19 protein-coding genes and 2 pseudogenes are annotated in these 19,012 nt (G+C 42.6%); 14 read left to right on the top strand and 7 right to left on the bottom strand.

Annotated elements, in window-relative coordinates:
* Position 1 precedes the first annotated feature (1 nt).
* Positions 2-1,435, bottom strand: a complete 1,434-nt coding sequence (locus QUA58_RS16215; RefSeq protein WP_333394863.1) for an ABC transporter substrate-binding protein — start codon at positions 1,433-1,435, stop codon at positions 2-4.
* Positions 1,436-1,978: 543 nt separating this feature from the next.
* Here QUA58_RS16215 and QUA58_RS16220 point away from each other — a divergent pair.
* From QUA58_RS16220 to QUA58_RS16265, 10 genes are all read left to right on the top strand, one after another.
* Positions 1,979-2,890, top strand: a complete 912-nt coding sequence (locus QUA58_RS16220) for a heme A synthase (protein WP_333394864.1) — start codon at positions 1,979-1,981, stop codon at positions 2,888-2,890.
* A 315-nt stretch (positions 2,891-3,205) separates the two neighbouring features.
* The gene (locus tag QUA58_RS16225) at positions 3,206-4,183 is read left to right on the top strand and encodes a heme o synthase (RefSeq protein WP_333394865.1); all 978 of its coding nucleotides are present in this window, start codon (positions 3,206-3,208) and stop codon (positions 4,181-4,183) included.
* Between the two features lie 162 nt (positions 4,184-4,345).
* Entirely contained in the window at positions 4,346-4,585 is a 240-nt protein-coding gene (locus QUA58_RS16230; RefSeq protein WP_333394866.1) for a DUF4926 domain-containing protein, read from the top strand.
* A 123-nt stretch (positions 4,586-4,708) separates the two neighbouring features.
* Complete coding sequence (locus tag QUA58_RS16235; protein ID WP_333394867.1) at positions 4,709-4,930, top strand: DUF433 domain-containing protein; 222 nt, start codon at positions 4,709-4,711, stop codon at positions 4,928-4,930.
* An 11-nt stretch (positions 4,931-4,941) separates the two neighbouring features.
* Complete coding sequence (locus tag QUA58_RS16240) at positions 4,942-5,379, top strand: NINE protein (RefSeq protein ID WP_333394869.1); 438 nt, start codon at positions 4,942-4,944, stop codon at positions 5,377-5,379.
* 86 nt (positions 5,380-5,465) lie between these two features.
* Entirely contained in the window at positions 5,466-6,344 is an 879-nt protein-coding gene (locus QUA58_RS16245) for a hypothetical protein (RefSeq protein ID WP_333394870.1), read from the top strand.
* Between the two features lie 481 nt (positions 6,345-6,825).
* A complete protein-coding gene (locus QUA58_RS16250; RefSeq protein ID WP_333394871.1) occupies positions 6,826-7,449 on the top strand; it encodes a Uma2 family endonuclease in 624 nt (207 codons plus the stop codon).
* A 224-nt stretch (positions 7,450-7,673) separates the two neighbouring features.
* Positions 7,674-8,003, top strand: a complete 330-nt coding sequence (locus QUA58_RS16255) for a DUF433 domain-containing protein (protein ID WP_333394872.1) — start codon at positions 7,674-7,676, stop codon at positions 8,001-8,003.
* A gap of 26 nt (positions 8,004-8,029) precedes the next feature.
* Positions 8,030-8,350, top strand: a complete 321-nt coding sequence (locus QUA58_RS16260) for a DUF5615 family PIN-like protein (protein WP_333394873.1) — start codon at positions 8,030-8,032, stop codon at positions 8,348-8,350.
* Positions 8,351-9,008: 658 nt separating this feature from the next.
* Complete coding sequence (locus QUA58_RS16265; RefSeq protein WP_333394875.1) at positions 9,009-10,427, top strand: phosphatase PAP2 family protein; 1,419 nt, start codon at positions 9,009-9,011, stop codon at positions 10,425-10,427.
* 440 nt (positions 10,428-10,867) lie between these two features.
* Here QUA58_RS16265 and QUA58_RS31545 read toward each other — a convergent pair whose 3' ends face one another.
* The 3 genes from QUA58_RS31545 to QUA58_RS16275 form a co-directional block, all read right to left on the bottom strand.
* Positions 10,868-10,990 (bottom strand): IS1/IS1595 family N-terminal zinc-binding domain-containing protein, encoded by a 123-nt coding sequence (locus QUA58_RS31545; RefSeq protein WP_445243664.1) that lies wholly within the window; start codon positions 10,988-10,990, stop codon positions 10,868-10,870.
* Between the two features lie 72 nt (positions 10,991-11,062).
* Complete coding sequence (locus QUA58_RS16270) at positions 11,063-11,212, bottom strand: hypothetical protein (protein ID WP_333394876.1); 150 nt, start codon at positions 11,210-11,212, stop codon at positions 11,063-11,065.
* A 131-nt stretch (positions 11,213-11,343) separates the two neighbouring features.
* Positions 11,344-11,565, bottom strand: coding sequence for a transposase (locus QUA58_RS16275; RefSeq protein ID WP_445301882.1), 222 nt, complete (start codon positions 11,563-11,565; stop codon positions 11,344-11,346).
* Between the two features lie 125 nt (positions 11,566-11,690).
* Between QUA58_RS16275 and QUA58_RS16280 the strand changes: the two are divergent.
* Positions 11,691-13,355: pseudogene (locus QUA58_RS16280) on the top strand (IS1634 family transposase).
* A gap of 483 nt (positions 13,356-13,838) precedes the next feature.
* On the opposite strand, the gene QUA58_RS16285 reads toward QUA58_RS16280, so the two are convergent.
* The 3 genes from QUA58_RS16285 to QUA58_RS16295 all read right to left on the bottom strand — a co-directional run bounded on the left by QUA58_RS16285 (position 13,839) and on the right by QUA58_RS16295 (position 15,096).
* On the bottom strand, positions 13,839-14,021 hold the full coding sequence (locus QUA58_RS16285; protein ID WP_333394877.1) for a transposase: 183 nt from the start codon (positions 14,019-14,021) through the stop codon (positions 13,839-13,841).
* A 49-nt stretch (positions 14,022-14,070) separates the two neighbouring features.
* The gene (locus QUA58_RS16290; RefSeq protein ID WP_333394878.1) at positions 14,071-14,634 is read right to left on the bottom strand and encodes a transposase; all 564 of its coding nucleotides are present in this window, start codon (positions 14,632-14,634) and stop codon (positions 14,071-14,073) included.
* 210 nt (positions 14,635-14,844) lie between these two features.
* Positions 14,845-15,096 carry a hypothetical protein gene (locus tag QUA58_RS16295; protein WP_333394879.1) on the bottom strand — a complete coding sequence of 84 codons (252 nt, stop codon included), beginning with the start codon at positions 15,094-15,096 and terminating at the stop codon, positions 14,845-14,847.
* A 701-nt stretch (positions 15,097-15,797) separates the two neighbouring features.
* Between QUA58_RS16295 and QUA58_RS16300 the strand changes: the two genes are divergently transcribed.
* From QUA58_RS16300 to QUA58_RS16310, 3 genes and pseudogenes are all read left to right on the top strand, one after another.
* Positions 15,798-16,478, top strand: a complete 681-nt coding sequence (locus tag QUA58_RS16300) for an SRPBCC family protein (protein WP_333310066.1) — start codon at positions 15,798-15,800, stop codon at positions 16,476-16,478.
* Between the two features lie 181 nt (positions 16,479-16,659).
* Positions 16,660-17,055: a signal peptidase I gene (locus QUA58_RS16305; protein ID WP_333394880.1), complete on the top strand. Its 396-nt coding sequence runs from the start codon at positions 16,660-16,662 to the stop codon at positions 17,053-17,055.
* A gap of 208 nt (positions 17,056-17,263) precedes the next feature.
* Positions 17,264-18,758: pseudogene (locus QUA58_RS16310) on the top strand (IS5 family transposase); the annotation flags it as partial.
* Positions 18,759-19,012 lie beyond the last annotated feature (254 nt).

Below are 19,012 nucleotides of genomic sequence, written 5' to 3' on the forward strand. Positions count from 1 at the left end.
TTTACAAACCGGGTAGCGGCACAAACTCGTAACCGTAACTGGTGCGATTTCCCGGTTTAACAATTACTAACTGAACTGCTCGATTGCGATCGCCCGAAGGTAAAAATCGAATCTGCCCCGATGCTCCATTTGCGGAAAAATCTGACGCCGATAAAGCTTGTTGAATGCCTGTACGAGTCGGATTGCGCCCTAAACCGACAATTAAGGCGATCGCCGCGTCGTAGGCTAAAGCTGTGCGCCAACTTACTTCAGCATTCCAAAGTTGTTTCGATGTTTGGGGAAAGCTTGACTGCGGATCTGCGAGAATGTGCCAAGGAACAGCCAGCACCATATCTGCTGCTCCTGCGCCACCAATTTGCAGTGTTTTAGCAGTATAAACGTCGTCTCCTGCTAGTAACGGTAGCCGTTTGGCGTTTACTTGCACTACTTGCAAAGCTTGGTCAAGCGTGGCGGTATTGGCTGCTAACATTATCACTTCTGCTCCCTGGGCGATCGCGCTTTTAAAGCTCTCGGTAGCATTAAAATTGCCCTTAGCAAAGTCAAATTCCGATACTACTTGTCCGCCATCTCCATAAAGAGCAGTGGTGAATTCACTTTTTAAAGATTTGCTATAATTGCTGGCAGAATTGAAAAATACAGCAGCTTTTTTCTTTTGTAATTTTGTTAGCATATAGCGAGAAAGAGCATTCGCAGCAAATCGATCGCTCGGCACTGTCCTAAATATGTTGCTGCCAATTCCTGAGAGTTGTACAGACGTACTAATCGGAGAAATTGCTACTAATTGATTTTGCTGGTAAATCTTGCTGGCTGCTAGCGTTGCATCAGAACTAAAATGCCCGATTACTCCTAAAATGTCTGAGTTATTTGCTAAAGCACTGGCAATTTGCGAGGCAATCTCTGGGTTATCGTCATCGTTAGCAATTAGCACTTTTAATGGAGTACCGCTAATGCCGCCACTTTGGTTAATTTCATTTTGAGCTTGAGCGACGCCCCGCAGAATTTCTTGAGCACCATTGATATCGGCGCCAATGGGAACCGCTGCGGCAATTGTGTAGGATTTTTGGTTGCCGATGCGGGCGTTGTTGAGGTAAATTAGTGCTTCGGGATCGTTGCGATTGGTTTTCAGTGAAGCTTGTAAGTCGGAAATAGCGGCGTTGTAGTTGCCAGATGCGTAAGCCTGTATTGCTGCTTGTTTGGTTGTGGTTGCTCCATCTGGAATCAACAGTTTTTTTCCGGCACTCAGGCGCTGCTGGATTGCTTGCTCTGACTGCGGGGAATTCCCCGTCGGGGATTTGGAAAACGTTTGATTTGGGGGTGATGAAGCTTCGGGAGTGATGCCGCCGCGGCTTGTCAGCCACCAAATACCTGTACCGGCTAGCCCGATCGTAATTAGGAGCGATAATACCAGAACAGCGGTTTCGTTTTTTTGGGACATGGCTGCACAGTTTGAGATTTTAGGTTTTAGATTCAACGACTCAGGAAGAAGGAAGAAGGCAGGAGGCAGAAGGCAGAAGAACTAATCTAATTATATTTTGACATTTTTTTATTAATTTTAGATAGTCGAGGAGGCACGGGTACTCAGCAACCGGTTTGGATGGACGAAAATACACAGGTTGCAGTTGAGTTTTTCGTAAACACTTGTGAACGACTCATATCACAATTATTTGTTAAAATGTTTTCCTTAATTATATCTTTATTTTTGCACCAAAACTCGACAGTGGGGGAGTTGTCAAACATCAAAAATTGGGGTGAAAGATTAAGGTTTTTTGAAGTTTAGCAAAAATCCTGCAATCTTTTGTAATATAAACAGGAAAGTTGAAAAATATCTAAAGACAAACTAATTAGATAAAAGAGTCGCTAAGGTAGTAAGTATGACAACTTGTCAGAGAAAAAAGTGTTAAGCTCGGCTAAGCTCAGCCAAAACAAAAGCGCAATATTTAATTAAGCTCGATCGATAACAAAGGCTAAGGTAAATTTCATGGCAAACTCAATTTTAAAGGAGCCAAACGCAGCAGGAGTGCAGTGGCAGCCAAAAGATATTATCCGCGGCCTAGTGTGGAAAATTGCGATCGCAACCTGGCTGTTGATGGCTGTAGGGAGCGCCACGCGAGTCATGAATGCGGGGCTCGCTTGCCCCGACTGGCCGCTGTGCTACGGTCAATTAATACCCGCAGCGCAAATGAATTTGCAAGTATTTCTGGAATGGTTTCACCGATTGGACGCAGCAGCGATCGGCTTGAGCGCGATCGGCCTTTTAGGACTTTCTGTGTTCTACCGCAGCCGCCTCCCTTCATGGGTGCCGTTTGCCAGTGCTGGGGCAGTATTTTTAATAGTTTTTCAAGGCGTATTGGGCGGCTTGACTGTAACACAACTGCTCAGATTTGACATCGTTACCGCTCATTTGGGAACCGCTTTACTGTTTTTTTGCAGCCTGCTGGCGATCGGTTTTATGCTGACACCCTACGAAGCTACAGGCAATACAGGCAAATTAGCATGGGTAAGTTCGATCGCAGCATTGTTAGTTTACCTGCAAAGTTTGCTAGGAGCATTAGTAGGCTCTAGATGGGCACTGCACCAATGTTTGAGCTCGTCAGAATTGTGCTCGGTAATGAACAGCCACATCGCGGGTATCGTACCAGCTACAGCAGCGACTTTAGCCGTAGCAGTGATGGCTTGGCGGCAGCCTGCACTGAGTCCCAATTTGCGAAAACTGGCTAACTGGGCGAGTGTTTGCCTCATTGCTCAATTAGTTCTGGGATTAGCAACTTTCCGGCTGCACCTTCAGGTAGAACCGCTGACAGTGGCCCACCAAGCAGTCGGTGCTGCTTTGCTGGGAACCCTGATAGCTTTTAGTGTTTTAGCTTGGCGCGATCGAGTTTTATCAGCTTGAGAGTAATATCGTGTCCGGTAGCATCGTTGTTATATAGTGCAAGGTCTTGTAGGGGCGGGTTCACCATGATTCTCGATCTAAAAGCCAACAGTTTCATAAACCCGCCCCGCCCATACAAGCACGAATCAACCGGACACTCTCTAAAAGGCAGATTTATCTATTCCTTGAGTAAGAGAGGGCTGATTTATCACTCGTCGGTGGGGGCGGGTTTATTAATCCTTTTAGCTACGGCAGATATCTCTCGTAAAACCCGCCCCTACGAACCAATGACAACTAACTGACAACTGACAACTAACAACTAACAACTAATAACCGATGCAAGAAGTTCTTACAAACAATAGCCCCCGCCTCCACGAAAACTTTTCGCAAGTCGTGAAAAGTTACTATCAACTAACAAAACCAAGAATTATTTTACTGCTGCTAATCACTACCTCAGCAGGAATGTGGATGGCGGCTAAAGGAGAAGTAGACCCGCTATTGCTGGTATCAACTATTACTGGAGGTGCTTTAGCTTCCGCGTCGGCGAATACGATTAATTGTGTCTACGACAGTGACATCGATTATATTATGGAGCGCACCCGGTGGCGGCCGATTCCTTCCGGGCGTGTCAAGAAGCGGGATGCTTTGATATTTGCGATCGCCCTAGCTACAATATCCTTTACCTTGCTGACAGTTGTTGCCAACTTATTAGCCGCATTGCTAGCAATGTCAGGCATCCTTTTCTATGTCCTAATTTACACCCACTGGCTGAAGCGCCACAGCGTGCAAAACATCGTCATCGGCGGTGCAGCAGGGGCGATTCCCCCGCTAGTTGGGTGGGCTGCGGTTACGGGAGATTTGAGTTGGGGTGCGTGGCTGCTGTTTGGGATTATATTCCTGTGGACACCGCCGCATTTTTGGGCATTAGCAATGATGATTCGCGATGAATACAAGGAAGTAGGCGTCCCGATGTTACCCGTAATTGAGGGCGACGAAGAGACAGCCCGCCAAATTTGGATTTATACGCTATTGATGATTCCTGCAACTTTGCTGCTAGTTTATCCCCTGCATTTAGCGGGCGCGCTGTATGCGGGAACAGCTATTTTCCTCGGTGCTATTTTTGCCCAAAAAGCTTGGTTGCTGTTGCAGACTCCAGAGGATAAGGTTGTTGCGCGATCGCTCTTTAAATACTCTATTCTGTACCTGATGCTATTGTGCGCTGGAATAGTCGTTGACAGTTTGCCTGTGACTCATAACTTTACTACTGCTCTTGTACAAAATGTGCAAACTTTGATTAGTGCAGTTGTGATGTAGTAATGAGTTAAATAGCAATTATTAAAATGAAGCCCGCATCTAGCGGGTTTTGTTTGTTTAGGGTAAAATAGCGAACGCCATTCTCCTATCTGCGTTAATCTGCGTTAATCTGCGGTTAAAAAAGAGCGAATACCTATCCTGTCAATAACTGAGGATATTGTGATGACGTTACACGACTATGATGTTGTTGCCTTGACTGAAGAAATTCACGCAATCCATAAAGCCACCTCTCAGCCAATTTTGCTCCGACCGGGACAAGTTGGCACTATTCTGATGAGCTTTGACGATCGCGCTTATCTAGTAGATTTTGCTGATGCTCAAGGCAATACCTATGCAATGGAAACCATTCCCTCAGAAAAACTTATGCAACTTGTTTATGAGCCACTTCCTGCCTACGCCTAACGCACAAATAATACTTTACAGAGTATTGAGCTGGAAATTGCGATCGCAGAATTATATCGCGGTGTGAGTTTGGGGCGATAAATGAGGTAAGCTAGAGACAAAGGTTTCAAACAATTTTAACCAATGCCAGCATCCGTTGCTTATCTGTTTGACAGAATCACAGTGAACCCAAGACAATGTGGCGGTCGTCCCTGCATCCGGGGAATGCGGATTCGAGTCATCGATATCCTAGAGTTGTTGGCTGCGGGTTTGAGTTTTGAGCAAATTATCGAAGAATTGCCAGACTTGGGACTTAACGATCTCAAAGCTGCGCTGATGTATGCAGTCCAAAAACTCGACAAGTAAGAGGTATTTATATGCGAGGCACAGTTCTTAGTTTCTCGATTCAGGCAAATCAGGGATTCATTTCAGGCGACGATGGAAAAAGATATAACTTTGTGGGTTCAGACTGGAACTTGAGCAATACCCCTACTCAGGGAGTTAAAGTAGATTTTGATGTGGATGGCAATCGTGCTACTTCGATTTATGAAGATCCCAGTGCCGCAGTTTCAAATCAAACTATAAAATCTCGAACAACAACTGGTATCTTGGCTTTATTGCTAGGTGGTTTGGGAGTACATTTTTTCTATCTTGGAGCTTGGGGATGGGGGTTAGTCAGTATACTATTGTCTTGGACTTACATTCCTCTAATTGCTGGCTTGATTATGGGTGCTCGCTATCTTTCGATAACAGATAAAGAATTTGAGAATAAAATCAAAAAGATGCAGGGCCCTTTCGGAACGATAGAGCTTTAATGGTAATCTCAGTTTTCTATTCATGGCAAAGTGAACATCCTAAGTGCGTTAACCACTACTTCATTCGAGATGCTCTGAAGGAGGCAATGAAGGTCATTCAACGAAAATTAGAACTTGAGGAACGACCAGAAGTAGATCACGATACAAAAAAAACACCAGGACTGCCAGACATTGGGCATACGATCTTTTCAAAGATCGAAATAAGTTCTGCTTTTGTAGCTGATGTGTCTTTTACGTCAAAGTCTACTGAAGGCAGACCTTCTGCGAATGATAATGTCCTTCTTGAACTTGGCTTTGCACTGCACTCGCTTGGGAGTGAGCGGCTAATCCTAGTAATGAATGACGCCTTTGGAAGCCCCAAAGATTATATGCCATTCCATCTTGCTTCTCGTCGTTGGCCAATCACTTTTACTCTCCATCCTAATGCAGATAAGAACACTCGCAAAAAGGTTACTGGTGAGCTTAGCCGCGAGCTTGCTGATGCACTGAAGATAATGGCAGACAGTGGTATTCTATTCTCGACTCCTGCTACGAGTTCATGGATACGCTCCGATCGATTACTATTTGCAAAGTTTTTAGAGCAGTTCCCTTACAACAGCGAGATGATATACTTACTTCGTGATTGTAATGTCGGAGACTCATTCCCGAGCAAATGGTTAGAAGAGATTGACCGTTTCACCCAAGAATGGAACGATGCGTTCCATGAATTTATAGACCCTACTCTTGAAGGTAAGCGAAAAGACTTCATGCTGAAACTTATCTCGTTCCAAAATGAACTATGGTCAAACACTTGGAGATCGGAAAGTCGTGATTTTCTTTCTATGGAATCCTATAAATTTAAGGATGAAGATCCTCGTTGGGAGAAAATAGTGGAACTAAATGCTATGGGAACAGAAGCACACGATGCACATCAAGAACTTGTTAGAGCTTGTAAGGTAATGCTTGGCCACCCAGAAGCCAGCTAACACTTCATGGCAGCGGACGGTTGAATACCGCTTGTGCTATGTTCGAGGCTATCTGCCGCCGCTGTATTTTGCCGTTAGACCGCTAAATCTGAGTTGGGTAGTGGCTTGAATGTATCTATCCAATTCCAATCCAAAGGTGAATGCGATGCAAGCCAAACTTTAAGAACAACTTTCTCCTGCTGATGCCGAAGTTATTTTGGGACGTTTGCCAGAACGAATTCAAGTGGCTCTAATTGTGCGTGCTGCGGAAATTGAATATCCGATCGCTGCGGCGATCGAAATGGCGCCAGTTTTATCGACACAGAAGCATTAGGTTTCGTAGATTGCAAACCAGGACGCGGGCAGTAAAACCGAGAAGAGGTGTCAAAGTTTACGGTATACTTCCTTAACGCACCCTACAAGAGCAGCGATCTATCTCTCTACCTCACGTTAAGCTAGAAACAGACAACAGAGAGCCAACCTACGCAAAAGGTTAATATCAATGGTTGCGATCGCCCAAAAAACCCTTTCCTTCGAGGAATTTCTCAACTGGGATGACGAGTCCGGCAGGTCATTCGAGCTAGTCAATGGAGTTGCCATGCCCCTGAGTGAACCCACAGCCAAACATGAGGATGTCGTCGATGGTTTATGTCGTCTCTTGGTAGATCATTGCCAATCCTTGAACCTTCCCTACGTTCCTCGACAAAATAAACAAGTCAGATTGAACGCTGCCCCGGGCGAAAGTGAATCGAGTCGTAAAGCCGACATTGTGGTGTTTGCCAAGGAAGAATGGGTCAGAATGCGTCAAAGTTCTGCCTCTGCTGCTGCCTATATTCCACCTCCGTTGGCGATCGAAGTTGTCAGTACGAATTGGCGGGATGATTATCGCATCAAATTGAATGAGTATGAAACTTTAGGAATCCTGGAGTATTGGATCGTTGATTATGCAGGGTTGGGAGGCGTTCAGTATATTGGTTCTCCAAAACAGCCTACGGTGACTATCAACCGCTTAATCGATGGTGAATATCAGGCACAGCGATATCAAGGAGAAGCCATTATTGTTTCTCCAACGTTTCCTCAGTTGGTATTAACCATCGTTCAAATCGTTGCGATGACAGAAGTTTAGTCTTTGCAAATTATTAGACTTGCAATCGTTAGTTGACGAAATGTACGAGCAATTGGGATAAAATTATTTCATCGATTACGATAGCAACCCACCATCTCCTTGGTTAAAGTCAGAGATAAGGGAGGTTTTGTCAATTGATGGGCGAGCGCTCTCTCTTAGTTTTTCAAAGCTTGTGGCGATCGAATCCATCTACAATAAGAATTAGTTAGAGTCTAAAAAATTTTATGCCAGTTGTAGAAGTTAAAACTTACATAGAATATCGGAACGATGCCTATTGGGTTGAAGGAACTCGGATTTCTCTTGACTCGATCGCCTATGCTTTCCAACAAGGATTATCCCCCGAAAGTATTGTTCAGTCTTTCCCACTACTGACACTGGAACAAGTTTATGGGGCGATCGCCTTTTATCTAGCCAACCGCGCTGAAATCGACGCTTACCTAGCCGCCGAAGAAGCTGCATTTGATGCCATGCCTCAACCTCTACAAACCAGCGATCCAGCTTTGTACAACAAACTGATGGCAGCTAAGGCTGCAAGACAGCAGGTGCGATCGTGAATATTCGCTATTAAGCTGATGCTGACTTGAATCAGGCGATCGTCACAGGATTACTGCGACGAGAATCTACAATCGACTTTCAAACTGCTTTTGCTGCTGGGTTAGAAGGCGTTAAAGATTTAGATATGCTGGCAATTGCAGCACGGCAAAGACGTGTTCTTGTCAGCCACGATCGCAAAACAATGCCATCGGAATTTGCTGAGTTCATTACTACCAATCAGAGTGCTGGTGTCATTATTGTTTCCGGAAAAATACCAATGGAAGTTGTCATCGAAGAACTGCTGGTGATTTGGGCTGCATCTAGTGCAGAGGAATGGGTCGATCGTATTGCCAAGCTACCCCTTTGATGCACAATAAAATGGAGATCGAAACCGTTAAGCTAGAAACAGACAACAGAGAGCCAACCTACGCAAAAGGTTAATATCAATGGTTGCGATCGCCCAAAAAACCCTTTCCTTCGAGGAATTTCTCAACTGGGATGACGAGTATGATTTGCGCTGGCCATTGGATAATCTCCGACCTGTTTGAGTCAAAAACGATCGCCCAAAAACCAGGTTCTGACCGCAGCAATTGCCCAGCTTCTTCTTTTTTGTTTAGGCTCCCTCTATATCTATCCTATACGATGCAAGTTCCGGTCGCTCGATCGGCAGCGAATTCTAAACACCCTAGGAAAATATTTCCCTCCAAATTATTACTTATTTTCCATAGCTGGTTGCCGTATTAGTTCAGCAAAATCGGCAAATTTTGGGCAAAGTTGCGATGTCACTCAAACGAGTGACACTCATTTGAGGTAACTCAAAAAAGTGACTAGGCAATTGCCTCAAACTTTAGTGATCATGAGCGCAATGAGAAAAACTCGTCAGCTAGATTTACTAACTGAAGGTAAGGGTAAACTCAAGCTGAAATTAGCTGCCACTAAAATTAGCAAAATCCCCCTTATTATAGCCCAACGCATTACCGGGCGTTTGTAAGCAGCCCTACTTAACTATTACTAGGAGAAACACAATGGACCCAATTCTGTATTGGAATGAAGTCGCACTCGAAGCCAATCGCGTTAGTTTTACTAACGGAAAGAAAGAGCAACAAGGCCCCACTCTAAGTTCTCGCGCTTTGGCGATCGTTCACTTAGCTATGTATGACGCTTATGCACGGGTACAGGGTAATCCAGTCGTTCCAGTTAACTTATCTCCTTATCTTCCTGGCTTACCTAGTCCGAACCCCAATGCCTTAGCCAATGCTGCGGTAGCCGCCGCTGCCCACGCTACATTGTCTAGCTTGTATCCCAGTCAAAAATCCTTTTTTAATCTGAAACATACTCAAGCAGGTTTACAAGGAAACGGCCTACAAGAAGGTCATGAATTTGGTCTTTTGGTAGCTCAAAAAATCTTGGAGAAGCGGCTGGATGATCCTAGCGCTAGCGATGATGGCTATGCTGCATCAATGGCTCGTGGTGCACACCGTTCTGATCCAGATAATCCTGGTCAAGGTTTTCATGCTCCGTTCTATGGCGCACGATCGAGATGTTTTGCTGTCACGAATCGCCATGAGTTGAACGCTCCACCTCAGCCAGGGAGTCCTAACTATATCAACGCCCTGAAACAGGTGCGCGGTAAAGGGATTGCACCTGAATTGATGGGAACTTTGCCTACACGTGTTTCGGCTCGAACTGCAAATGAAACACTCATTGGCATCTATTGGGGCTATGATGGCGCTGCTGAGTTAGGGACACCTCCTCGGTTGTACAACCAGATCGTCCGTGCCGTGGCGATCGCTCGCAATAATAGTGTTGCTCAAAATGCCCGTCTTTTTGCGCTGGTGAATGCTGCAATGGGAGATGCTGGTGTTTTAGCCTGGGATCAGAAATACATTCATGATTTATGGCGACCGGTCGTCGGCGTTCGGGAAAACGATCCCTCCTTGGGTCCAGCCGCTACCGGTAATAATTTCCTTTCTCCGGATGCTGACCCCGCGTGGTTACCACTAGGGGCACCGAATACGAATTCCACCGGGAAAAACGGTACGCCACCTTTTCCAGCCTATCCTTCTGGACACGCCACGTTCGGTGCAGCGGCATTGCATATTACCCGACGGTTCTATGGCATAACCAGTCGCAGCAATGACACCTTGTTTAATGGGATTACCTTTGTCTCTGATGAGTTCAATGGCATTAACCGAGACAATCAGGGAACTGTTCGACCCAAACACGTTCGCAGTTTCCCAGGTGGGCTGTGGCAAATGATTGTCGAAAATGGAATCAGTCGTGTCTTTTTAGGAGTGCATTGGGTATTTGATGCTTTTGCTGCAAATGCTCAAGGAAATCCCGACCTGTCTCAGAATATTGGTGGTATTCCGCTTGGACTTCAGATTGCTGACGACATCTATGATAGCGGGTTAAATCTATCGAATGTCGGGCCTCGGAATTAAAACTCTTTGCCCTATTAATCCTATCCCTGGCGCGAGTTAGAGGGGTTAGCTTTATATAACAAAGCTTGCCCCTTTATATCAATTCCGGCTGCGCCGGAATTGATATCACGCCATTGGTCTACGGGTTGATTTGCGGTTTCCATTGGATAATCTCCTCAGTGTTGGAGTCAAAAACGATCATGCGAAAACCCGGTTTCTTTATTTAATTATTTTAAGTTGACTGAGATTCTAAGAAACCGGGTTTTTTATCGAATCTGCGGGCTGCAACGAAATATTATCGTAAAAAACCCGGTTTCTGATCCCCCATGCGTCCAGCCCTATATAAAATTAATTCGACTGAATTTGCGAATTCAAAACCTTAGAAATTCGATCACGCGTTTCCTCCAAATGAGCCCGTGTATAAGCATCCGCATTCCGAGCCAAATTCCCAATACTCTTGCTCAAACCCTCCCGCAACTGCCGTAACTCGTACCAAGCCAAACTCCGATAAATCGCTGTTTACCGTTGTGGATGCGACCATTTTTGACGGTTCGGGAAGAGGCACAGGTTGGACCCGCAGGCATGAGCAGACGAGAAGGAAATCAACTTTACTCCTATATCATTACATCTTGAACACTACCAAACTTTTCAATGTTTCAATTTCTGGCTGTTAGTGGGAAAGTGGTGATTTCTGTTGCAGATTCGGGCAGAGGGGGGCGCAGACCAAGATAAACTAGCGGCCCTAACAGCGGAACTAGAGAGACTGCCCAAAAAATGCGATCGTCCACGAGTCCACGGCGTGCCATGTCGTCTCCCAAAAGTGAGGGAAATATTACAGCCATCAAGCAACAATCCCAAGTTATTAAATGCACAAAAGGAATTGACTGCCACTGCTTGACAAAATCTCCCCAATCTCCATTTAACGGCTCTTCCGTACTTATTGTGCTAATTTTTTAGGAAAATGCCAAAAAAGTAATGCCCGTATTTCAAAATTTCTCAAATTTCTCAATCCAAAACCACACCTTTTTAATAGCTTTAATTTAGTATTAATTCCCTCTACTATCCCATTAGTTGTTCTTTCTTCAAAATACCCCACAATCTCTCCCAACCATCTTTTGATTGTTTCTACACTCTTTTTATAGTATCCCACCTTCCGCACTTCAATAGCACTACAGAATATAGTATATTGCTACCCTGGCATGACTAAGTAAAAATACTTAGAAGGCTTGAGGTCAAAAAAGTGAGACAATCAAAAAAACGTCAAAAATATTATCTAACTAAAAAATGTCTCCAACTTCCGAAATAAAAATCAAAAATATCGATCACTTAGGAATAGTAGCTGGACTCATTGATGAGATAGGAATAGTTGAAATAATCAACTCTAAATTAGGAATAGATGTTCGGGAAAAGATTTCAGCAGGAATATTAGTAAAAGCTATTTTAATGAATGGATTAGGGTTTGTGTCAAGACCTTTGTATCTATTTAGTCAGTTTTTTGAAGACAAAGGAATTGAAACCTTGTTAGGCACCGGGATTAAAGCGGATTATATAAATGACGATAAAATAGGAAGAGTCATGGATAAATTATATAAATATGGATTGAATAAAATATTTAGGGAAATTGTGTTCGCGGCGACTAAGAAGTTTCAAATAGATCTAAAATATGCTCATTTAGATTCTAGATCATTCCACTTACATGGGGAATACAAAAAACCCCAAAATCAAAAAAAAGAAACCGAAATAATTAAATCATTGCCAGTAAATATAAGAAAAGGATATTCTCGCGATCATAGATCTGACTTGAAACAAGTTGTATGTGATGTAATTGTAAATAGTGAAGGATTACCATTATATACAAGAGCTGGAGATGGAAATGAAGCGGACAAAGCTGTATTTGGGAAGATATTAGTAGAGTTTAAAAAGCAGATAAATTTTGACAGTATTATGGTCTGTGACAGTGCATTATATAGTCAAGAAGATCTCCAGTTAATCAAAGACATCAAATGGATAAGCAGAGTGCCGATGACCATAAAAAAAGCGAAAGAATTAGTACAATCGGTAGAGATAGCAGAGATAGATATCTCAGAAAAAAAATCAATAGCAGCCCTCAAACTAGACGGATATAAATGGAAAGAAGAATAGTAAATTATGCGGGAATCAAACAAACTTGGCTAATAGTATTAAGCCAAAAAAGAAAAGAAAGTGATTTAAAAAAACTAGAAAAACAGATAAAAAAGGCTGGCATAGCGAGTTTAAAAACTGCTAAAAAAATTAAGCAAAGAAAAATTTAATAGTCCAGAATCATCTCGATATAAACTAAAAAGGATCAACAAAAAACTCAAGCTATTTGAAATCAAAGAAATTCAGGTAAGTGCTGAAAATAAATCAAAAAATAGTCTGACTATTTGTCAAATAGAATGAGTAGTTCATCAAAAATCATCAGAGATAGAAATCCTCAAAAAATCAGCCGGAAAATTTATTTTGGCGACCAACCTAGTTGACGATAAGAAGTTAGAACCATCAGAAATTTTGAGCAATTAAAAAAATCAGCAGTAAGAGTGAAAGAGGATTTATATTTCTGAAAGACCCCTTGTTTTTCGCCGATATTTTTTTTGTAGAAAACCCAAAAAGAGTTGAGACAATGTTATGTTTAATGTCTCTATCCTTGTTGGTTTATAGTCTCGGTCAACGGCAACTCAGAAACCAATTAAAAGCAGCTAAGGTCGGCATCAAAAGTCAACTAGGAAAATTAACAGAGCGGCCCACATTAAGATGGATATTCCAAGTTTTTCAAGGAATTCATATTTTAACTTTAAATGGGGAAAATCAAATTGTTAATTTGACAGAGGAACAAATGGGGAAAATCAAATTGTTAATTTGACAGAGGAACGCAATTTTATTTTGAAGAATTTGCCATCAGCTTGTCAAAAATATTATCTACTTTCTTAATTGCGACCACAAAATAGAGTTAAAAAAAATATTAACATCTGAAGGGGAAGTAATTCTTCCTCAATTTTTGACTGCCTTAAATAAACTATTTTATGAATCAAAGATTTAAGATTTGATTAGTTCTCTTCTTTCAGCAAATGGGTTCAGTGTTTTTTCTTAATTAGGGCTTGCTGAATAGAACTATAAGCTATGACTGCCAAGGGTTTCAAGATTTTTAAACACAAAAAAGTGCTCTCGTTATGACGTTTTTCGGCTCAAAATCCTTGGATTTCGGTGGAAAATTGTGGAGTAAATTTGGGAACCAATCTCCGAATCTCCCATTTTTCAAGCTGTTTGGCACCTAGATTTGATTTGTGGACTTTTTCAGCAAGCCCTAATTATTCTAATTTTTGGCTTTTTTGGTATTGTATTTTATCGTACTTCAAATTGAAGTGCGGAATGTGGGTAGTATGGTTGTGCCTTTTTTAACCAATCTGTCAATTCTCAGATCCCGTCACCCAAATTATTACTTTTTTCAAATAAAGAGTGAAACTCTTCTTTTAAAGTGTGCAGAGCTCCTACTCTTTCTGAAGCATCTTTTACTTGTTTTAATTTTATTTTATGTTCGCTAGATAAGTCATTTTCTGCTTTCAACAATGTATATTTACTTCCTTTTAAACTATCCAATAATTTTGCTCTTTCTTTCGCTTTTAGCGATGATGCTGCCTTTTTTTGCTCAATTCTGATTTAATTCCTCATAAATCATTTTTCTCACATGAAATATATCTACTGTTACATCAGCATTCGGGCAAAGTTTTTTGACTAATGACTTATAATTACCCGTCATGTCCATACTTACTTCTTTGATCTGGTTTAAGACTTTTTCTCCCCATTCAAGCATCTTTTTTTTGATGGCTTCTTGTTTTCTTTCGGCAACTAAGCCTATTAATTTATGTGTCTCTAAATCTACTAATACAACTATAAACTTTCCTTGCCCTTTTACTAAAAAAATTTCATCTATGCCGACTTTTTGTAAGTTTTTTACATCAACAGGTAATATTTTATTCGCTACATTCTTTACCATTGACCAAACTTTTTCTTCTGTTAAGTTATTGTTTTTAGCCACGTTTTTAATGTCACTATGGACAACTTGTTCAGTAATACTTTGTGCATATCTATTCGTGAAATTTTTCTTCTTTTCGACAAATTTCCAGCTTTCATTAAAAGGTTTGTGACAATTTTTACATTTGAATTTGCGTCGATTTACTCTCAGCATTACTTCTTTATTACCTATCGGCAAGTCTCTAACTAAATACCTATAACTTTAATATAAATGATGGCTGGATTAATTGCATAGAGGGCAGTTTGATGTTTTTTGTTTTGATTTTACTACTAAAATTAATGTGGCTCCTATCTGCTGGTAATCTTCTACTATGACACCGGGTAAATCTAGAATATTTGTCATTAACTTGTTCATAATTTATTCTGGGAGCACAATTCTTATCAACACTTAACTAATATTTGAGCAGCGATAAGTACAGAAGAACCCATTTAACCAAGCCCAAGCTAACAGCCAGATAGTAGTTAGTAAAAGTAAAATCCCTGTCCAGCGGGAGTCTGATATTTTGATCAACATATCTTTGCGGCCGGAAAATTCTGGCTGGGGCTGGCGGAGGAGTAAGTAGGGAATTAAGCCGATGATACCGGCGCCGTTGGAAGCGATGAAAGCAGGCAAGCGCGGATATATTTTGGGTATTCTCATCAATGAATAAGAGGCAAGCGTAGACCATCGGCCACACTCCTATGAGAGCGAATATGGTGGCAAGGTAGGGGTTAATTCCTTCTAGCTGCAACTTGAGCATTTTTTCCATAACTGTTAGCGTTCCGGGCTGATCGAGAGGAGCTAGCAGTAAGGTGTAGGCAATAAATGTTGCCCATAGCAACCCCAGAAAGATTTTTGTTTTCATCAGATATAACGAGTAGTTGAACCCGACTCAACTAAAATATAGTAAAGTAGCAGCCGAGTTAGCGCCGTCTATCTTAGGTGATAAGCAGTTCGATTGGAACAGCCGCTGCAAACCCCGTTTTAGTCCGGGGATGAAAGGATATAAAGCAGGCGATCATTACTTTAGGCAGACGCAGGAGCCGCGCCAGTGGAGATACATTTTAAAGAATCTGTTGTTTTCATTACAAAACCCTTTATAAAAGGAGTTTCCGCGGTGAACTTAATATCTGTAGAGTAACTCAAAGCGCTGGTACAACAATCTGCTGGGTTGTGCGTCTCTATTTATATGCCAGTCGCTCAAGGAACAGAAAGTCAACAAAATCCGATTGATTCGGTTCAAAAATTTAATCAGAGAGGTTGAAGACAAAATAGTAGAGTACGGATTTGACAAAAAAGAAGCTGGGGAATTGCTAGAGCCAGATTAATTTACCACGTTTAAACCAATGGAATCTACTTCAATGACAAATTCCGACAAACAAAACCAAACTAACAGCAGCGATACTGAACGCTGGGCATCTTTAATTGGTGGCGGCGCGCTGGTGCTTTTTGGTTTGTCACAGCGTTCTTTGAGAGGTGCTTTGCTGGCGGTTGCGGGCGGCGGTTTAGCGGCGCGCGGTCTGGGGGTTGTGGAGGGTTTGCAGTCGGCTGCAGATGCCAATCAAAGCATTAAAGTTGAAAAGACAGTGACGATCGACAAACCGGCTGATGAATTGTACCGTTTCTGGCGCGATTTTGAAAATTTGCCTCGGTTTATGAAGCATCTCAAACACGTTACGGTCATCGATGAAAAACGTTCTCACTGGATTGCCAGCGCGCCGATGGGCAATAGTGTGGAATGGGACGCGGAGATTGTGCGCGAAGAAGAAAATCGGTTAATTGCTTGGGCGTCTGTTGAAGGAGCTGATGTTGAGAATTCGGGTTTTGTGCGCTTTCAAGCGGCACCAGCGGGACGCGGTACTGAGGTAAAAGTTGTCATCGAATACAACCCTCCGGGCGGTGCAATTGGTGCTGGTGCTGCTAAACTATTTGGCGAAGCTCCAGAACAGCAAATTGCAAATGATTTACGTCGCTTTAAGCAGTTGATGGAAGCTGGGGAAATAGCGACTACGGAAGGTCAATCTTCGGGCCGCAAGTCATAAGTTAGATGGTGTCCCCCCATCTAACTCGCCGAAGATCACTATTCTCAAGAACAGGCAAGATGCCTGTTCCACAAAGAGTGAATTTCTTGTGGGGTGGGCATCCTCCCCGCTCAGAAAAAGCTTATTGAAAATGGGGCAAGATGTCAGATATAACCATCTTTGTTGTTTACCTGATTAGCTGATGTCATCTCAAGTGGTTTTCGGAAATGCGGGCGCTGAAGGTGCAAGTCGGGGCGGTTGGTTTGCGGGTCACTTTATGAGGCCTGAAGATGACCCGCGATCGACTTCTGCGTTAGAGGTAAAATGGGGAGTTCACCCCGCCGGAGATTGTAGGACTCAGTGGGCGGTAAATGCGGAAGCCACCACGCTTTCTATCCTGGTAAAAGGGCGGTTTCGCCTGCAATTTCCAGAACAAGAAATATTGCTTTCTCGCGAAGGAGATTATGCTCTCTGGCTACCGGGAGTGCCTCATTATTGGTCTGCGGAGGAGGATTCGGTGATCGTGACTGTGCGCTGGCCTTCCCTGTCGGGAGATAGTTCGAGCGTTAACTCAATCGGCGTAAGTCCCCCGCCATAACGGTACTCCGTTTGGCGCGGGGATATAAGCCGAGCAAGGTTTATAAAGAAAAGCTACAATTCCCAAGTTTTCCAACAGAAACCTATATAGGGCTTGCTGAATAATCGAGCGCATATTGCGTGGTCTGGGTTTCGCTCGCGCGATCGAGAATAAAGTGCAAGATAAACAGGTAAAATAGGTCAAAACCCGTGCATCACCACCTGAGATCATGTACAAAAAGGTTGAGCTTGCTCCCCTCCCACCCTTGGACTTTGAACTAGCCAACGGCTCTAAATTGTCACCTGATAACCGTTGGGTAAAGATGGCCGAAGTAATACCGTGGTCAGAATTTGAATCAGAATATGCTCAAAACTTCCCCACAGAAATGGGTGCACCAGCCAAATCAGGGAGGATGGCGTTGGGGGCATTAATTATTAAGGAAAAATTAGGAATTAGCGATCGCGAAACAGTAGAACAGATCCGGGAAAACCCCTATCTACAATACTTCATCGGTCAATCAAGCTACAGCAATGAACTACCATTTGACCCATCTTTATTAGTGCACTTTCGCCAAAGAATTAGTCCCAACCTAATTAATAAAGTGAACGAACGCATGGTCGAAAAAATGCGAGAAATCACGCCAGTCCAACCAGAAAAAAAAAGGATTCGGACGGAAAAAATGAGTCACCCAATCGCGGGAAATTAATCATAGATGCAACCTGTGCCCCAGCCGATATTAGTTATCCGACCGACTTAGGACTATTAAACAGAGCCAGAGTTCATACAGAAAAAATCATAGACATCCTGTATAAACAAATCAAAGAAAAAATCCCTAAAAAACCAAGAACCTACCGTAATTTAGCAAGAAAAGACTACTTAGCAGTAGCGAAACAAAGACGACCCACTCGCAACAAAAGAAGACAGGCAATTAAAAAACAACTTCAATACATCAAAAGAAACCTCGCTCATATTGAACAGTTAATCGATGCAGGTGCGAGCCTAGAATGTCTGAATAAAAAGCAATATAAAACCTTGCTAGTCCTCACAGAAGTAGCTCGCCAACAGCAATGGTTATTTGACAACAATAAACAGAGGATTGAGGATAGAATAGTAAGTTTAAGCCAACCCCACATCCGTCCGATAGTCAGAGGAAAAGCCGGAAAAAGCGTAGAGTTTGGAGCCAAACTATCAGCCAGTTGCTTTGAAGGATATGTATTTTTAAACAGGATGAGCTGGGATAATTTTAACGAATCAGGAGACTTAAAAGCCCAAGTAGAAGCTTATTATAGATTCACAGGATACTATCCAGAGTCAGTTCATGCAGATCGAATTTATCGAACAAGAGAGAACCGAGCTTGGTGTAAAGAAAGAGGAATTAGAATCAGTGGGCCTCATGACGGAAGACCGCCAGCAAACGTCAGTAAAGAAAAAAAGAAGCAAGCCGCAGATGATGAAAGAATTAGAAATGCGATAGAGGGCAAATTTGGGACTTGCGTAAACGAAGATTCGGCCTGAATCGAGTAATGGCTAAACTCGATAATACATCTGGTACGGTTATTGCAATTACTTTTTTGGTAATGAACCTTGCTACCTGGTGGCGCCGGGTTTTTTGTGTGTTTTTATGTCTATTTGGAAAAACAACACCTGTTTTTGGGTGGAAGATAATCTACAATTATAATTGGGAGGAATCGATACAGAAAAAACTTATATTTAACTCTGCTTGAAGATATCCATCGCTCTTATTCTTGATTTGCGATCGATTATTCAGCAAGCCCTATATAATATAATTGGTTGCGACCCACTCACTCGACTGCAAACAACAGGTCACAGTAGCAAGCAGTAATATGCTTACCAAGGATAACTGCGAGAGAAAGGAGGAAAAAGCAAACCGCTGGTTAGTAAGGTATGTCCTGCTGTAAAAGATAACCCAAGTTTGTTGTACGAAGAAAGATTTTTGCCTTGGGAAACAGGGCGACTG

This window comes from Microcoleus sp. N9_A1 (assembly GCF_036701795.1).
GTDB lineage: Bacteria > Cyanobacteriota > Cyanobacteriia > Cyanobacteriales > Microcoleaceae > Microcoleus.

What these genes read in the sequence shown, in the direction of transcription:
- QUA58_RS16215 (WP_333394863.1), bottom strand. Translation starts at nt 1,435, where the DNA reads ATGTCCCAAAAAAACGAAACCGCTGTTCTGGTATTATCGCTCCTAATT.
- QUA58_RS16220 (WP_333394864.1), top strand. Translation starts at nt 1,979, where the DNA reads ATGGCAAACTCAATTTTAAAGGAGCCAAACGCAGCAGGAGTGCAGTGG.
- QUA58_RS16225 (WP_333394865.1), top strand. Translation starts at nt 3,206, where the DNA reads ATGCAAGAAGTTCTTACAAACAATAGCCCCCGCCTCCACGAAAACTTT.
- QUA58_RS16230 (WP_333394866.1), top strand. Translation starts at nt 4,346, where the DNA reads ATGACGTTACACGACTATGATGTTGTTGCCTTGACTGAAGAAATTCAC.
- QUA58_RS16235 (WP_333394867.1), top strand. Translation starts at nt 4,709, where the DNA reads ATGCCAGCATCCGTTGCTTATCTGTTTGACAGAATCACAGTGAACCCA.
- QUA58_RS16240 (WP_333394869.1), top strand. Translation starts at nt 4,942, where the DNA reads ATGCGAGGCACAGTTCTTAGTTTCTCGATTCAGGCAAATCAGGGATTC.
- QUA58_RS16245 (WP_333394870.1), top strand. Translation starts at nt 5,466, where the DNA reads ATGAAGGTCATTCAACGAAAATTAGAACTTGAGGAACGACCAGAAGTA.
- QUA58_RS16250 (WP_333394871.1), top strand. Translation starts at nt 6,826, where the DNA reads ATGGTTGCGATCGCCCAAAAAACCCTTTCCTTCGAGGAATTTCTCAAC.
- QUA58_RS16255 (WP_333394872.1), top strand. Translation starts at nt 7,674, where the DNA reads ATGCCAGTTGTAGAAGTTAAAACTTACATAGAATATCGGAACGATGCC.
- QUA58_RS16265 (WP_333394875.1), top strand. Translation starts at nt 9,009, where the DNA reads ATGGACCCAATTCTGTATTGGAATGAAGTCGCACTCGAAGCCAATCGC.
- QUA58_RS31545 (WP_445243664.1), bottom strand. Translation starts at nt 10,990, where the DNA reads ATGCCTGCGGGTCCAACCTGTGCCTCTTCCCGAACCGTCAAAAATGGT.
- QUA58_RS16270 (WP_333394876.1), bottom strand. Translation starts at nt 11,212, where the DNA reads ATGGCACGCCGTGGACTCGTGGACGATCGCATTTTTTGGGCAGTCTCT.
- QUA58_RS16295 (WP_333394879.1), bottom strand. Translation starts at nt 15,096, where the DNA reads ATGAGAATACCCAAAATATATCCGCGCTTGCCTGCTTTCATCGCTTCC.
- QUA58_RS16300 (WP_333310066.1), top strand. Translation starts at nt 15,798, where the DNA reads ATGACAAATTCCGACAAACAAAACCAAACTAACAGCAGCGATACTGAA.
- QUA58_RS16305 (WP_333394880.1), top strand. Translation starts at nt 16,660, where the DNA reads ATGTCATCTCAAGTGGTTTTCGGAAATGCGGGCGCTGAAGGTGCAAGT.